Genomic DNA, 14614 nt, shown 5'->3' with positions numbered 1-14614 from the left:
TTCCTGATTATTTCCATTTATACTTATATCGTTCCTATTTGTATAAGCTGACTAATCTCTACCAAGGTATGTGGCATCATTTTTCTATTTATACCTCAAGTAATCGTAAAGATATGATTATGTCAGTATGGAGATATATTCTTGACCTACCTATGTAACTCGCTATTGACGGCAGACTCCCTTGGTCTCTATTACATATTTGGCAACTTTTAAGCTGTTTTTAAAGGTTATACTTGCGACACAAACAGTATCACCTATGTTTAGGTTCAAATCACTAGTTACCTGAATCACTCTCCTATTATTCAGCTCTACATTATATGAATACTCTAGTGTCCCCTTGCTACCTGCACCAGAAAAACCATGGTGATATTTTGATGTAATTCTGCCAGTCTGTTCTATTACCTTTTCAGTATTGCTCGCTAGGTTGATTACGTGGAACAGAACTAATAAAAAAAAGAGAGTTATTAAAGCAAACCCTTTACATTCATCATAATAAAACTTCAAAATTTTTATTCTTCGCATTAGCTAGCCGTATAATTTTCGAAGTTTTTATTTGTTTGATTGAACTGTAGTCGCAGAGAGTCATGTGTATCGAGAATCATACTTCCTGTATAAAACATTCAAGTTAGCACCAGGCTCCTTTTTTGATGTTTGGCTTTGGAGTTTATGCTGGGTTCCTATAGATGCATATTAGCCTATAAAAGAGCCGTATACTTAGATAGATAGTTGTTAAAGTAAAAGCTTGTTATCAATTGGAATAAATTTACTTGCCGCGTTGAATAATGTGGCAGCTGTCAACTCTGGTACGCCATATACTTCAACCTTTTTGTCTCTATCTAATCTGAGCTTATGCACAAGAATATCAAAGTCACCATCACCTGATACTAAAACTATAGTGTCTACTAAGCTTGAATATTCCATTGCATCTATCGTTATCCCCACATCCCAATCACCTTTGGCGGAACCATCGGACCGTTGAGTGAAGGGTTTTAACTTCACTTCAAAACCGATAGATCTTAAGATATTTTGAAATTGATACTGTTTTCTATCGCCGCGATCGATGGCGTAGGCCACGGCTTTTACGACTTTCCTTCCATTAGTTGCTTCAGACCAAAACTTATTATAATCAAAGTTTCGTTTATGGATTTGCCTGCATGTGTAATAAACATTCTGCACGTCAACAAGAATGGCAACCTTTTCCATTTGATAGTCCAATAATGTTAAAAACCTAATACCAAAAATAGCGATATTGACTGTTATTAATAATGTTGACACTTTATGTTGCTCGCCTTTCAATTTCAAGTGACAATTGTTAGTCAATACTAAATTTTGAATGTTCTGGATTATAAAAACAGGCTATTAAAAATGACAGCATGTATTGGCAAAACGATGGTATATAAAACCAATGCTGTGCAAACTGAACGATTGGAATACCTTCTACCATTAGTGAATAATTGTGCGGATCGACCAAGTTAGCGCTATCTACTCAACGATATAAACCAAGATAAGCTAGTGAGCGCTTAAATCGGTTATTCAGGCCGTATTTCAGAAAATCTGTTTCTCTTAATAAGTAGAGTAGCGTTGAATGGAGTTCAGTCTCCCTTGACTACTTGTAATTGGTGCAGGGCTACCATACTGAACGACCAATTTTTAGTGATGTTCTATAGCGGTTTTTCGTCGTTTAACAGTTCCCAGTTTATTCCGCGATTCATTCAGACCTCAAAAATCTTCAAGACACCACTTTGTGATAACAGGTTGATTTTTAGCCTATTCAGGGCTCATTAAGGGTGTTGAGTTCATTGTTGGTTGACAAAGCAGGATCACCATATCTTATACTGTATTCATATACAGTAGTTTGGTAAGGGTAGTTATGGGAACCAGAAGCATCATTTTCGACGGAGAGCCTGTCCGGATTTGCCGGTATCGCTCGGATTATGACAACCGAGCAATGTATGCTATCTGTATGCTGAATTATACGAAGTATGTGCGCAGCTTTTCAGTTTCTGTAGGTGTAAATCTGCGCAAGGAGTTGGATCTGACATTGACGCAGATGCGGGAGGTTGAGCGCAGTATGGATTGGCTGGCAGTCACTGCATAAGAATGTAAGTGCTTAAGCAGTTTTATCGATAAGGAGATAGATCATGGGAAGAAAGATCAATCGATTCGCAATTTTTGCAGAACGAATTCATTTGATGAATGGCGGTGCAAAAAGTTTTAGGGATTCTGCACCCACAGAAGAAGCCGCCATGGATCTGGCAGAAGAAATTGCTAAGTCTGAAAAAGCGGTGTTTTATTCTTGGCTGCAAATTCTCGATGTTATGACTGGCAACTATACCGAGTATTCAATCAAGACCGGTGGGGTGTTGGAGGAAAGAGAGTGTTCGGATAGTAAAAACTGAATAGCTAATAAATGACACCCTCTGGTTTCAGTCAGGTTCCATGAAAGTGAAGAAGGCATCTTAGATGGGGGCCTTAACCGTTGCGAGAGTTGCCAGGAAAACCCCTTTCCCGAGAGGTTGTTTTACTGCCAAAAGGCTATTAGCTATGTTGTTTTGCACTGTTCCAATTTTAATTTGAGCTGTCACTAAAGCCGATATTTTCACTTAAGTGTCAGCTCACTTGCTATTTAAATTGATTATTTTCAGTCAGATAGGGGTTGAGCCTATGACCGAAAGATTAATTTTATGTTTCTTTTCTTCGTTTAGGTCTGTGGTTTTCCCTCAGTCAAAAAAACAATGATTTATTTGTAGTCGTTGACAAGCTGTCCATTTGATGACTTTTTGAATTGAGGATGATCGTCATCAATTTCGTAAAAATCAGATTTTTCGCCAGTGAAAATATGCCCCATAGTTTTCAACCCGGTTGGGCCATCTAGTGAGCCCGCAATAATTCCAGTTGCATCGAGATTAAATGGTTCCCAGAATAGGCTTGAGCCACATTGCTGGCAGAAGCCTCTGCGGGCCACTTCTGATGTTTTATACCACGCCAGCCCGTCATCTTTTGTTATCTTGATATTTATTTTGCGAGCTTTTGTGTGAGGGCCGAAACTTCCATGCAACTTTTGACACATACTACAATGACAGTTAACTACGTTGCGTAGTGGCCCTTTAACCTCGTACCGCACAGCTCCACACAAGCAACCACCGGAAGTAATTGTATTCTCACTATTCATATATTGAGCCTGTAGATGTAAAAGTTGGCTTAAAATAAGAATCTAAATTAAGTATGCTTTTTTATTATCGACAAGATGATTTGTTTGAATTGTAAATGCAGATCACACAACGTGATGTAAACATAAATGTTGGTAGCTTGGCTAGTTATTTATCCGTCCTATTTCGATATAAATTACGAGATGGTAGAGGTTTTTCATTTGATTGCTTGCCTGTTTTTTGTACCGCTATCGCTGCACTATGCAGGCAATGGCTGATGAGCCATTTGTTCGTACGGTGTCATCGCACGGGGTAGGGCACCTAGTACCCGACCGTGGAGTTTAATGTGGCAGCAATGCGACTCAGTGTGACTAAAAGTGGATGACAGCACAGACTGGAGCCGGGAAACCCACGGGGATATACGTGAGAAATCATTACGCAGGATTACAGAGGCCGCGGAAATAAAGACAAACTGTGACAGCGAACACCGCCAAGTCCATGAACATTCTGTGGAAGAGGTGGCTGGCGTAAAAATCATTGAAGCTCTTGGAGCTTTACGTTTCTTATCTGCTGGTGGCCTGAACTTGTCAGTCCTAGACAATCTAAATATTACAAGCGGTAGTGATATTAATATTTCAGTGGGGCGCGACTTAAAAGAACAGATCGGAAATATTCGCGAATCAGTGGCCAAGGTCCGCCAAACCATCAAAGTAAAAGACGGCGGAAAGCTTTGGTTAGGTAGTGAATCTTTAAATGTGCTGAAGGTATTAGAAGATTTAATCGGCGTAGTGTCGTCCCTGGCCGGAACACTCGCTACACACACGCACCAGAGTAATGGCAAAAAACCAGACCAGGAAGCGGTAATTAATGGGCACAAAGGCAGTGCGGATAGTTTGAAATCTCAGCTTAGTACGGTTCGGGCTTAAGCTGGTTATACACTTAAAAGGAGAGAAGTTATGAATAATAGAGTAAACAGGTATGCCATTTTCGCAGAACGGGTTCACTTGATGAATGGCGGGGCAAAGAGTTTCAGAGGTTCTGCGCCTACTGAAGAGGCGGCAATGGAGCTAGCGGAAGAAATTGCGAAGTCAAAGAAAGCGACGTTTTATTCTTGGTTACAGATTTTAGATATTGCGACCGGAAGCTATTCCGAGTATTCGATAAAGTGGGGTGGGATTTTAGAAAGAAGGTAATCAGTGTTCTTCTAGGGATTGCTCCCGCCCCCAAGCGACCAACTCCAGCCCTTTCAAGGGCTATAGTTGAAACTGTGGCTGATGGCTTTCTTATAGGTTGGGCCTCTTTTTTTTTACGTTATTGCTCTAGTTTCTTCTCGGTTAATGAATTTTTCTAATCCATGGGTAATATTTTTTTGTTCGCGCTCGCTGAGAATATTTAAAGTTTTGAAGTTTAATTGACCTACTTTATTATCTTTAAGATGTGTCATTTGGTTTAATTTGAATTCACTGAGTACATTAACTGTAGGGTCAGTGCAGGAGAATATGAATATGAATAATTTTCCTAGATAAAATGATACAGCTTGGGTGTTAGGTGAGGTTTTATTGAGGTGTAAGTGAATTGTTGCCGCCGTTCCTAATCTTGTTGTTGTTCTTGAGTAGTCTGCGATTTTAGGAGAGTTATGTTTTGCTACATATATTTGAAAGTGCTTGGGTATGATCCTGTTAGCGCCAAAGCTTAGTAAATCACTTTCAGGTGTGGAATGCCTATCTAATTTTGTGTGCTCTGAAACCATGGTTTTCATTGTTATCCATTTTGCTAACCATAGAGTTTCAGATTCAGACAAATGTTGGTCGCAATTGCCCATGGAATTCAAAATGATAGGTTTGAGGTTTTCTTCTAGGTTGCTCATCCAGCCATTATTGCAACTTTTGCAAACGGTTCTGAATGTTATGGTTGTGACATCTCCAGAACGGTAATACTCATTATTTTCGGATTCATTACCTTTTGGTGCCCCCTGGACTGATCCATGAATATATCTTTTTCTGTTGTCTTTTTTAATGTGTTCTCTGATCCAGCTGGGCCAAAAATGCTCTTTGCTCATGCCGCTCTGTCCGCAAAAAATACAAAACTTTTGCTTCATTTTTTACATCCTTTAAAGGTAATGATTCTTTTTGTAGGGCCGCACCACGCCAAGTGAGTCAAAAGTTTGTATTCGCCCACTTCCTAAGCCGTTTCTCTCGGAAGTACTTGGTTATCTCTTTATGTATGTCTTCATACATTTTATTTTTGTCCTTACGCTTCAGAAGGGCTTCAGCGAATATACTTTTTGTAAGCTTATCTATTTTATCGGTTTTATTCCTGTCAAGATGTTTGAGTGCAAATACTTCGGCATAACCTTCAGCTTTAACTACATCAACTTTCTCGCCGTCAAAATGTATATTTTTGCCATTTTCAAAGTCGGAAACATGACCTAATTCATGCAAGAGTGCAATATATCTTAAGGCTTCTTGAAGTGCGTTACCCTCAATGCTAGGTAGAATGAAAACTGCTGATTTTATCTGATTGTCTAACCGGTAAAATGTAGTTGCTCCAGCGACGAAAGAGCTGGTTCCATAATCTGCGGCAATTGTATTATCTTTGACAAGAGTGCTGATTATTTCATCATATTTTATTTCGTTTTTTTTAAATTTATCCTCATGTGACCCTGATAGCAGCTCCTGGGCAGCCTCATAAACATCAACGGTCTTAAGATCTAATTTTGACTTAATTATTTCGTTTATTTTTGAGAAAATTGCTTCATAAATAATATCCATGTCTTCCTTCCAAAATAAAATGTGCTTTAGGGTTAGCACTAACTTTTCTTATAGGATTTACATTGTTTGCGCTTAGAATGTATTTCTTAATAAAATCTTATCATTCAGAGAAGGTGCTCCAAAACCTGTAGCACACACTAATCACGCCCTAACGAAATTTCGAATCTCTTCCCTCTTCCCTGAAGCAACCAAAACTATCAATTCCCCTTCAAGCCCCGCAATTTCTGTAGCTTCTATGTAAATCTGATCATAAATAAACCAGCAAAAGGGCCGCCGGTCACTCCTTCCCACGCCTGCCGATTTTGGGTGCTCTTTTATTTGGTGAAATGAGACCGTCGGCCCAGGCCTGAGTTAGTGCGGGGTTTGGGAATACTTTGGATTTCACACTTTGAAGAGATGGGAAGAGAAATGAAGAGGGGTTTCATAGAGGGAAAGCAATAGATGGATGGTGTCCACATGTGGGCGGGGGAGAGACAAAAAAATCCTGTGTGGACACAATGTGGACATTCTAGAGCTTTTAAGCGCCATTCTTCAAAATTGGGGGAAGGTAATTCAGAATTAAAAAACCCGCGAAAGCTAGGGCTGACGCGGGTTTGAGATATGGTACCAGAGGCCGGACTCGAACCGGCACGCTTTTAAGGGCGGGGGATTTTGAATCCCCTGTGTCTACCAATTTCACCACTCTGGCACTTTCGCTGCTCGACCTTGGGGTCGGTGCGAAGAGGGCGTGATTATAGCAATGCTTTGGTCTGGGTCAACCAGTGATTTCAATAACTTAGCGCATTTTCTGTCGTCCCAGTTAACAGCTCCTAAAATTTCCTATAACCTTCGCGACCTCTCCATAGTTTCTAGATTTCCAGGATTCCATGCAGCGTCAGGACTTTGACTTTCATCTGCCCGATGAGCTGATCGCCCGCGCGCCTACTGAAGAGCGCCGCGGCAGCCGTCTTTTGTGTCTGGATGGGCCCAGCGGGGCCATTGCACATCGGCAGTTCCCAGATATTCTCGATCAGGTACAGGCAGGTGACCTGATAGTCTTTAACGATACCCGGGTGATCCCGGCGCGTTTGTTCGCGCAGAAGGAGACCGGCGGTAAGTTGGAAATCCTGGTGGAGCGGGTGCTCAATGAGACGGATATCTGGGCCCATGTGCGCTCTAGTAAGTCGCCCAAGCCCGGTTCCACCATCGTCCTTGAAGACGGTACCCGTATCGAGGTGACCGGCCGCAAGGATGCACTGTTTGAATTGTCCTTCCCCAAAGAAGAGGGTGTGCTGGCGATTCTGGATCGCCTCGGCCATATGCCGCTACCTCCTTATATTGATCGAGAAGACGATGCCAGTGATCGGGAACGCTACCAAACCGTATACGGCCGCAACGCCGGTGCAGTGGCGGCGCCGACGGCGGGGCTGCACTTTGATGATGAAATGATCGGTGCGCTGCGGGATAAAGGTGTCGAGGTTGTCTTCGTTACCCTGCATGTGGGGGCGGGTACTTTCCAGCCGGTGCGCGTGGACAATATTTACGAGCACCAGATGCACAGCGAAGTGCTGGATGTCTCCCAGGAAGTGGTGGATGCGGTAACCGCTTGCCGCGCGCGCAATGGCAGCGTGATTGCGGTGGGTACCACCAGCGTGCGCGCGCTGGAAAGTGCGGCGCGCAGTGGCCAGTTACAGGCCACCGTGGGAGAGACAGATATCTTTATTTATCCCGGTTATGAATTCCAGGTTGTGGATAAGTTGGTCACCAACTTCCATCTACCAGAATCCACCTTATTGATGCTGGTGAGCGCCTTTGCCGGGTACCAGCATACGATGGCCGCCTATAAGGCCGCAGTTGAGGAGCGTTACCGCTTCTTTAGTTACGGCGATGCCATGTTTATTACCCGCGATCCCAATGCCAAAAAAGAAGAAGTCGCACCAGCGAAAGGAGATACCCAGTGAGCCGCGAATGTTTTATGCAGTTTGAAGTGGATACCACTGATGGCAAGGCCCGTCGCGGTCGCTTGCGTTTCCCTCGCGGTGTGGTGGAAACCCCGGCGTTTATGCCGGTGGGCACTTATGGCACCGTGAAAGGCATGTTGCCGAGGGATATCGAAGGGATCGGTGCACAGATTATTCTGGGCAACACCTTCCACCTGATGCTGCGCCCGGGTACCGAAGTGGTTAAAGCCCACGGCGATCTGCACGATTTTACCCAGTGGTCCGGCCCGATCCTTACCGACTCCGGCGGTTTCCAGGTGTTTAGCCTGGGTGAGCTGCGCAAGATTACCGAAGAGGGGGTTTCTTTCCGCTCGCCGATCGATGGCAGCCCGGTATTCCTGGACCCGGAAGAATCCATGCGCGTTCAGCGGGACCTGGGTTCCGATATCGTCATGATCTTCGATGAGTGCACGCCTTATCCGGCCACCACCGATGAAGCGCGCAAATCTATGGAGTTGTCCCTGCGTTGGGCGGAGCGCTCCAAGAAGGCCCACGGCGATAGCCCATCGGCGCTATTCGGTATTGTGCAGGGCGGTATGTACCCGGAATTGCGCGATGTGTCCCTTAAGGGGCTAACTGATATTGGTTTCGATGGCTATGCCATTGGCGGCCTGTCTGTGGGTGAGCCGAAAGAGGAGATGATCAAGGTATTGGATCACCTGGCGCACAAGATGCCGGAAGATAAACCGCGCTACCTGATGGGCGTGGGTAAGCCGGAAGATATTGTCGAGGCGGTGCGCCGCGGTGTGGATATGTTCGACTGCGTCATGCCCACGCGCAATGCGCGCAACGGCCACCTATTTACCTTTGAAGGTGTAGTGAAAATCCGCAACGCCAAGCACCGCCATGATACGGGCCCCTTGGAAGAAGAGTGCGATTGCTACACCTGTGAGAATTTCTCCCGCGCTTACCTGCATCACCTGGATCGCTGCGGTGAAATTCTCGGTGCGCAGCTGAATACGATTCACAATTTGCGCCACTACCAGCGTCTGATGCAAAAGCTGCGCGACGCCATTGCCGCCAATGAGCTGGAGGCGTATGTCGCGGAGTTCTACCGCGGTCTGGGCCGTGAGGTTCCGCCACTGCAGGTCTAACCCTGTCGCACTTTTATCCTATCTGGGGCACAGTCGATCGCACGATTGTGCCCCTGTCATTTGTCCGTTCATTCGATCCCCGTATAATCGCTCCCACTTTTGTCGGCGGCTGTGCACCTTGCAATTTGTGTACTGCGCCCACATATCCAGGCAGATTGCCAAGATTTACCGGCCCTCGGGGTCACACTAGAACAATGAGAACAGCATGAATCGCTACCCGATCTGGAAGTACTTTCTGATTCTCGCGGTTGTGGCCTTCGGCCTGATCTACGCCGCGCCCAACCTCTACAAGCCGGACCCTGCGGTGCAGATTTCCGGGCAGTCCAGCGCCATGGAGATGGACGAGAACGTCCTCACTAAGGCGCGCAAAGCCCTGGATGAGGCGGGTATTCCCCACTTCGGTGGTGAGGTGGGTGACAAGGCGATTTTGATTCGCCTCGAATCCATCGACCAGCAGCTACCTGCCAAGCGCGCGATTCAGGAGGCTCTGGGGCACAGCGATTACGTGGTTGCTCTAAACCTGGCATCGACTACCCCCCAGTGGCTCAGTGATATCGGCGCCAGCCCGATGAAGTTGGGTCTCGACCTGGCCGGTGGTGTGCACTTCCTGATGGAGGTGGATACCAACACCATCGTAAAAACCAATATGGAAGGCTATGTGCAGGATGTGAAAACCAAACTGCGCGCGGCCAAGGCCCGTTACCGTAGCGTTAACCTGATCGACGATCGCGAGATTGTGGCGCGTTTCCGCAACGAGGAGCTGCGCAGTCTGGCCCTTTCCACCATGCGCAAGGAATTCCCGCAGTTGCAACTGCGCGAGACCGGCAGTGGCGAGAACCTGGAAATCCGAGCCACCTTGTCTGAGCAAGAGATCAAGCAACTTGAGGATTATGCGGTTTCCCAGAACCTCACCACCCTGCGCAACCGGGTGAATGAGCTGGGTGTGGCCGAGCCGATCGTACAGCGCCAGGGGCGCAACCGTATTGTGGTGGAGCTGCCCGGTGTTCAAGACACCGCCGAAGCCAAGCGGATTATCGGTAAGACCGCCAACCTGGAATACCGTATGGAGGCCCGCCCCGATGAGCTGGTCACCAACAAGGAGTACTTCGAGTACCGCAGCGAGCGCCAACAGCAGATGTACGGCGGCGCCTGGCTGGAGCGCAAGATCATCATCAAGGGTGACAGCGTAACCAATGCGCGTGTCGGCTACGATGAGAGCGGTCTTCCCCAGGTGAATATCACCCTGGATTCCCGTGGTGGTGAGCTGATGCACCGTGCCACCTGGAAGAATGTCGGCCGCCGTATGGGCACCCTGTTTATCGAGACCCGTTTTACCCCGCAGACCAAAACGGATGCCGAAGGCAATGAGATTGTCGAGCAGGTTAGAACTGAAGATAAAAAGATTATCAGCCTGGCCACCGTGCAGAGCGCCCTGGGCAAACAGTTTCGTGTAACTGGACTGGACAGCCCGGCAGAAGCCCAGGAACTGGCCCTGCTGCTGCGCGCTGGTGCGCTGGCCGCTCCCATGTACTTTGTGGAAGAGCGTGTGATCGGCCCGTCCTTGGGTGCGGATAACATCAAGGTGGGTGTGCAATCGGTACAGATCGGTCTGCTCGCAGTCATTATTTGTATGCTGATCTCCTACCGGGTATTTGGTCTCGCCGCCAATATTGCCCTGGCGGTCAATATGATTCTGCTGGTGGCGGTGATGTCGATTCTCGGCGCCACCCTGACGCTACCCGGTATCGCCGGTATCGTATTGACGGTGGGTATGGCGGTGGATGCCAACGTGCTGATCTTCTCGCGAATACGGGAGGAGCTCAGGAATGGGATGCCTCCCCAAACGGCGATTAGTGCCGGTTTCGATAACGCCTACAGCACCATTGTGGATGCGAATATCACTACCCTGATTGTGGCGGTGATCCTCTACGCTATCGGCTCCGGCCCAGTACAGGGCTTCGCGGTGACCCTGTCTATCGGTATTCTCACCTCTATGTTTAGTGCCATCATGGGCACACGCGCAATCATCAATTTGTTCTACGGCGGTCGCCGTGTACAGAAACTCTGGATTTAAGGAGGCTGGCCATGAGTGAGACCAAAGTGGAAAGCGGAAAGATTACCGAGTACATGGGCAAGCGCGTGTACGACTTTATGCGCTGGCGCAAGTTTGCCACCGTACTATCCGTTGTACTGGTGCTGGCTTCGATCGGGATACTGGCGGCCAAGGGCCTGAAGTTCGGTCTGGATTTTACCGGCGGTACGCAGGTAGAAGTGGGCTACGAAGTTACTCCGTTTATTAACGACGTGCGCACTCAGTTGGAAGATGCCGGCTTCGAAGGCGCCACGGTTGTTAACTACGGCTCCGATAACGAGCTGATGATCAAGTTGCCCCCAGAGGTAGCCGAAGAAGAGACTCGTATTAGCGCCACCGATCAGGAGACCACTACGCCTATTGGTGACAAGGTGGTAGAGGTTCTACGTGCCGGCAGTGAGGGCACCGTTACCCTGCGCCGGGTCGAACTGGTCGGCCCGCAAGTGGGTGCCGAGCTGCGCGACGATGGCGGCCTCGGTATGTTGGTGGCGCTGGCACTGGTGATGATGTACGTCGCTTTGCGCTTCCAGTACAAGTTCTCGGTTGGCGCGGTAGCGGCATTGGGGCACGATGTCATTATTGTGCTGGGCTTCTTTGCTCTGATGGGGTTGGATTTCGATCTGACCGTGTTGGCGGCGGTGCTGGCAGTGATCGGTTACTCGTTGAACGATACTATCGTGGTATCCGACCGTATCCGCGAGAATTTCCGTAAAGTGCGCAAGGCAGAGTCGGAGGAGATTATTAACATCTCCATCAGTCAGACCCTGGGCCGTACCTTTATGACCTCTTTCACCACCTTGTTAGTGCTTTGGGCACTGCAGTTCTTTGGTGGTGAGCTGATCCACAACTTCTCCCTGGCGTTGATCGTCGGTGTGGTTGTGGGTACTTACTCGTCTGTTTACGTCGCTGCGAACGTGCTGATGGCATTGAAGATCAGCAAAGAGGATCTGATGCCGCCGGTGAAGGAAGGTGCAGAGCTGGAAGAAATGCCCTAATCGGGAAGAGCTTCCAAATAAAAAAGGCCGCTGTTTAGCGGCCTTTTTTTATCCCGATTATTCAGTCACTGATAAGTAAGCACTGCAATCGGGGTTTTCACTGTGGGGTGATTTGCGGAGCTAGTTGCAAACAGTTAGCTGCGAGGTTTTTTGCCCAGAGTGATATGTTTGGGACCGGAAGTGTTGGTCTGGCCGCTGACACCCTTGGGGACCTGCTCGATCTCGCCACCCTTCTCCAAAAAGGCTTGCACTTGCGCCTCAATACTCTCGCTGGTCTCTAAGGGGGCGGTCTGCTTACGACTGGAAGAGGAGGATGCTTTTTTGGCCACGGTGACTGTCCGGTGTTTTGGGTTGGCCAGTCATCATACAGCAAATTGGATAAAAAAGCATCCAACTGCCTAAGTGGCACTCATAGTGCACAGTTTGCCGCCATATACAGAGGTTGTACTGTCACTAAAGGGTGGTTTGTGGGAGAGGGCCAGTTGCACTGGCCCGAACGAGGATTATTCGGTCTCCTGCTCCAGGAGTTCGGTATTGGCCACTGGCCAGCCACCCAGTTCCCGCCATTTATTGACGATACCGCAGAACAGGGTTGCGGTTTTTTCCGCGTCGTATTCGGCGGAGTGGGCGCAGCTATTGTCGAACTCAATACCGGCTACCTGGCAGGCTTTCGCCAACACGGTTTGGCCGTAGGCGAGCCCGGCGAGGGTAGCGGTGTCAAAGCAGGAGAAGGGGTGGAAGGGATTGCGCTTGATCCCGGTCCGTTCAACTGCGGCATTCACAAAGCCCAGGTCGAAGTGGGCGTTGTGGGCAACCATAATGGCACGGGTGCAGCTGTGTTTCTTCACGGCACTGCGGATCTTGCGGAACATTTCCGGCAGGGCGATTTCCTCGGGCCAGGCCTCGCGCTCTGGGGACTCCAGATCGATGCCGATAAAGTCGAGTGCCGATTGCTCTACATTGGCGCCATCGAATGGTTCCAGGTGAAAGCTGTGTGTTTCCAGCGGGAAAAGTTTCCCCTCTTCATCCATATCCAGGATTACCGCCGAAATTTCCAGCAGGGCATCGGTGCGCGCATTAAAGCCGCCGGTTTCCAGATCGATCACAACCGGCAGGAAGCCGCGAAATCGCTGGGCAAGGGAGCTCTTTGGTCCTGTGGGTTCTTCGGCCGGGGTCACTTTGGGTCCTTGTAAATCTCAGTTGTGCCGGGATAAATCCGGCGGGGTAGGGGATTCGCGGGCTTGGGCCCGCGAGGGTTTGAACTGGAATTATACGAGCTTCCAGTTCAGGGTTTCACCGGCGGCCAGGGGGATCAGCTTTTCGCCGCCCATATCCAGCGCTTCGGGAAGTGCCCAGGGCTGCTTCACCAGAGTGATGGTGTCCTGATTGCGCGGCAGACCGTAGAAATCCGGGCCGAAATTGCTGGCGAAGCCCTCGAGCTTATCCAGCTTACCGGCGCGCTCAAAGGCTTCGGCGTACAGCTCGATAGCGGAGTAAGCGGTGTAGCAACCGGCACAGCCGCACTCGTGCTCTTTCTTGTGGTGCGCGTGGGGGGCCGAGTCGGTGCCGAGGAAAAATTTCGGGCTGCCACTGGTGGCGGCTTCAATCAGTGCGGACTGATGATCGCCGCGCTTGAGAATTGGCAGGCAGTAAAAATGCGGGCGAATACCGCCAACCAGCATATGGTTGCGGTTGTACAGCAGGTGGTGCGCGGTAATCGTCGCAGCAACGCCTTCGCGGGCATTTTGCACAAACTCAGCGGCATTGGCGGTTGTGATGTGCTCAAAAACCACTTTTAGAGTGGGGAAATCTTCTACCAGGCGCGCTAGGGTCTTCTCGATAAATACCTGCTCGCGGTCGAAAATATCGATATCGCTGGTGGTGACCTCACCGTGTACCAACAGCTTCATGCCGCAGGACTGCATTTCTTCCAGGGCCGGGTAAATATTGGCGATGTCAGTTACGCCGGAATCGGAGTTGGTGGTGGCACCAGCCGGGTAGAGTTTTGCTGCGATTACGCCGCTGGCGTGGGCCTGGCGAATCACTTCGGCATCGGTTTTGTCGGTGAGGTAAATCACCATTAGCGGCTCAAAGGTGCGGCCGGCTGGGATATGCGCGAGAATGCGTTCGCGGTATGCGGCTGCGCCTTCACCGGTGGTGACGGGCGGTACCAGGTTTGGCATCACAATTGCGCGGTGAAATTGTCGGGCGGCATCGCCAACAGTGCGTTCCAGGGCGGTGCCATCACGCAGGTGAATATGCCAGTCGTCGGGGGCGCGAAGAGTGATTTGCTCCGTCATGGTACTCCAGGATATCAATTGCTGTAGAAGTGTCTCTGTGCGGCGCGCATGCTACCCGATGCAGGGTCAAAATGCGATGCGCGAACCGGTCAAAAGTTAATCAATTGTATAGACTCTCACCTTGGCGCTAGTCGATTGCGAGCAGAGGCGCTACAATCGCGCCCCGATAAAGTGTGTGGGTATTAATTGTGCCCATAAATACCGAGCCTGGGCATACCTCCAAGAATAACCTCC

General features: G+C 48.9%; 16 protein-coding genes and 1 tRNA gene. 8 read left to right on the top strand and 9 right to left on the bottom strand.

From position 1 onward, the window contains the following. Positions 1 to 162: 162 nt before the first annotated feature. Positions 163 to 522, bottom strand: coding sequence for a hypothetical protein (locus ACJJIT_RS14625; protein WP_444898858.1), 360 nt, complete (start codon positions 520 to 522; stop codon positions 163 to 165). Between the two features lie 207 nt (positions 523 to 729). Further along, positions 730 to 1203 (bottom strand): LabA-like NYN domain-containing protein, encoded by a 474-nt coding sequence (locus tag ACJJIT_RS14620; RefSeq protein WP_444898857.1) that lies wholly within the window; start codon positions 1201 to 1203, stop codon positions 730 to 732. A gap of 667 nt (positions 1204 to 1870) precedes the next feature. Between ACJJIT_RS14620 and ACJJIT_RS14615 the strand changes: the two genes are divergently transcribed. Together ACJJIT_RS14615 and ACJJIT_RS14610 are read left to right on the top strand one after the other, a co-directional pair. Next, positions 1871 to 2098, top strand: a complete 228-nt coding sequence (locus tag ACJJIT_RS14615) for a hypothetical protein (RefSeq protein WP_444891034.1) — start codon at positions 1871 to 1873, stop codon at positions 2096 to 2098. 43 nt (positions 2099 to 2141) lie between these two features. Then, positions 2142 to 2399 (top strand): hypothetical protein, encoded by a 258-nt coding sequence (locus ACJJIT_RS14610; protein ID WP_444898856.1) that lies wholly within the window; start codon positions 2142 to 2144, stop codon positions 2397 to 2399. A 341-nt stretch (positions 2400 to 2740) separates the two neighbouring features. On the opposite strand, the gene ACJJIT_RS14605 is transcribed toward ACJJIT_RS14610, so the two are convergent. Next, positions 2741 to 3172, bottom strand: coding sequence for a GFA family protein (locus tag ACJJIT_RS14605; RefSeq protein WP_252084912.1), 432 nt, complete (start codon positions 3170 to 3172; stop codon positions 2741 to 2743). 354 nt (positions 3173 to 3526) lie between these two features. On the opposite strand from ACJJIT_RS14605, the gene ACJJIT_RS14600 reads away from it, so the two are divergent. Then, complete coding sequence (locus tag ACJJIT_RS14600; protein WP_444898855.1) at positions 3527 to 4075, top strand: hypothetical protein; 549 nt, start codon at positions 3527 to 3529, stop codon at positions 4073 to 4075. A 30-nt stretch (positions 4076 to 4105) separates the two neighbouring features. After that, a complete protein-coding gene (locus ACJJIT_RS14595; protein ID WP_444898854.1) occupies positions 4106 to 4342 on the top strand; it encodes a hypothetical protein in 237 nt (78 codons plus the stop codon). 113 nt (positions 4343 to 4455) lie between these two features. Here the strand turns inward: ACJJIT_RS14595 and ACJJIT_RS14590 are convergent, their stop codons facing one another. The 3 genes from ACJJIT_RS14590 to ACJJIT_RS14580 all read right to left on the bottom strand — a co-directional run bounded on the left by ACJJIT_RS14590 (position 4456) and on the right by ACJJIT_RS14580 (position 6608). Continuing rightward, entirely contained in the window at positions 4456 to 5247 is a 792-nt protein-coding gene (locus ACJJIT_RS14590; protein ID WP_444898853.1) for a hypothetical protein, read from the bottom strand. A gap of 58 nt (positions 5248 to 5305) precedes the next feature. Beyond that, positions 5306 to 5920 carry a hypothetical protein gene (locus ACJJIT_RS14585; protein ID WP_444898852.1) on the bottom strand — a complete coding sequence of 205 codons (615 nt, stop codon included), beginning with the start codon at positions 5918 to 5920 and terminating at the stop codon, positions 5306 to 5308. A gap of 601 nt (positions 5921 to 6521) precedes the next feature. Continuing rightward, positions 6522 to 6608, bottom strand: a tRNA-Leu gene (locus tag ACJJIT_RS14580). A 178-nt stretch (positions 6609 to 6786) separates the two neighbouring features. Here ACJJIT_RS14580 and queA point away from each other — a divergent pair. The 4 genes from queA (at position 6787) to secF (ending at position 12080) form a co-directional block, all read left to right on the top strand. Then, positions 6787 to 7860 carry a tRNA preQ1(34) S-adenosylmethionine ribosyltransferase-isomerase QueA gene (gene queA / locus ACJJIT_RS14575; protein ID WP_444888286.1) on the top strand — a complete coding sequence of 358 codons (1074 nt, stop codon included), beginning with the start codon at positions 6787 to 6789 and terminating at the stop codon, positions 7858 to 7860. A 14-nt stretch (positions 7861 to 7874) separates the two neighbouring features. Then, positions 7875 to 8993: a tRNA guanosine(34) transglycosylase Tgt gene (gene tgt / locus ACJJIT_RS14570; RefSeq protein ID WP_444900922.1), complete on the top strand. Its 1119-nt coding sequence runs from the start codon at positions 7875 to 7877 to the stop codon at positions 8991 to 8993. A 205-nt stretch (positions 8994 to 9198) separates the two neighbouring features. Beyond that, complete coding sequence (gene secD / locus ACJJIT_RS14565) at positions 9199 to 11067, top strand: protein translocase subunit SecD (protein WP_444888287.1); 1869 nt, start codon at positions 9199 to 9201, stop codon at positions 11065 to 11067. Between the two features lie 11 nt (positions 11068 to 11078). Continuing rightward, positions 11079 to 12080: a protein translocase subunit SecF gene (gene secF, locus ACJJIT_RS14560; protein WP_252084940.1), complete on the top strand. Its 1002-nt coding sequence runs from the start codon at positions 11079 to 11081 to the stop codon at positions 12078 to 12080. Between the two features lie 134 nt (positions 12081 to 12214). Here the strand turns inward: secF and ACJJIT_RS14555 are convergent, their stop codons facing one another. From ACJJIT_RS14555 to pyrC, 3 genes are all read right to left on the bottom strand, one after another. Beyond that, the gene (locus tag ACJJIT_RS14555) at positions 12215 to 12409 is read right to left on the bottom strand and encodes a hypothetical protein (RefSeq protein ID WP_252084941.1); all 195 of its coding nucleotides are present in this window, start codon (positions 12407 to 12409) and stop codon (positions 12215 to 12217) included. Between the two features lie 174 nt (positions 12410 to 12583). Continuing rightward, a complete protein-coding gene (gene rnt, locus ACJJIT_RS14550; RefSeq protein WP_252084942.1) occupies positions 12584 to 13258 on the bottom strand; it encodes a ribonuclease T in 675 nt (224 codons plus the stop codon). Between the two features lie 90 nt (positions 13259 to 13348). Further along, positions 13349 to 14380 (bottom strand): dihydroorotase, encoded by a 1032-nt coding sequence (pyrC, locus tag ACJJIT_RS14545; RefSeq protein WP_252084943.1) that lies wholly within the window; start codon positions 14378 to 14380, stop codon positions 13349 to 13351. Between the last annotated feature and the right edge of the window lie 234 nt (positions 14381 to 14614).

Source organism: Microbulbifer mixtoriginis (SeqCode) (assembly GCF_052467515.1).
The sequence above is the reverse complement of the archived record's forward strand: the minus strand, read 5'-3'. Positions and strand labels throughout refer to the sequence as shown.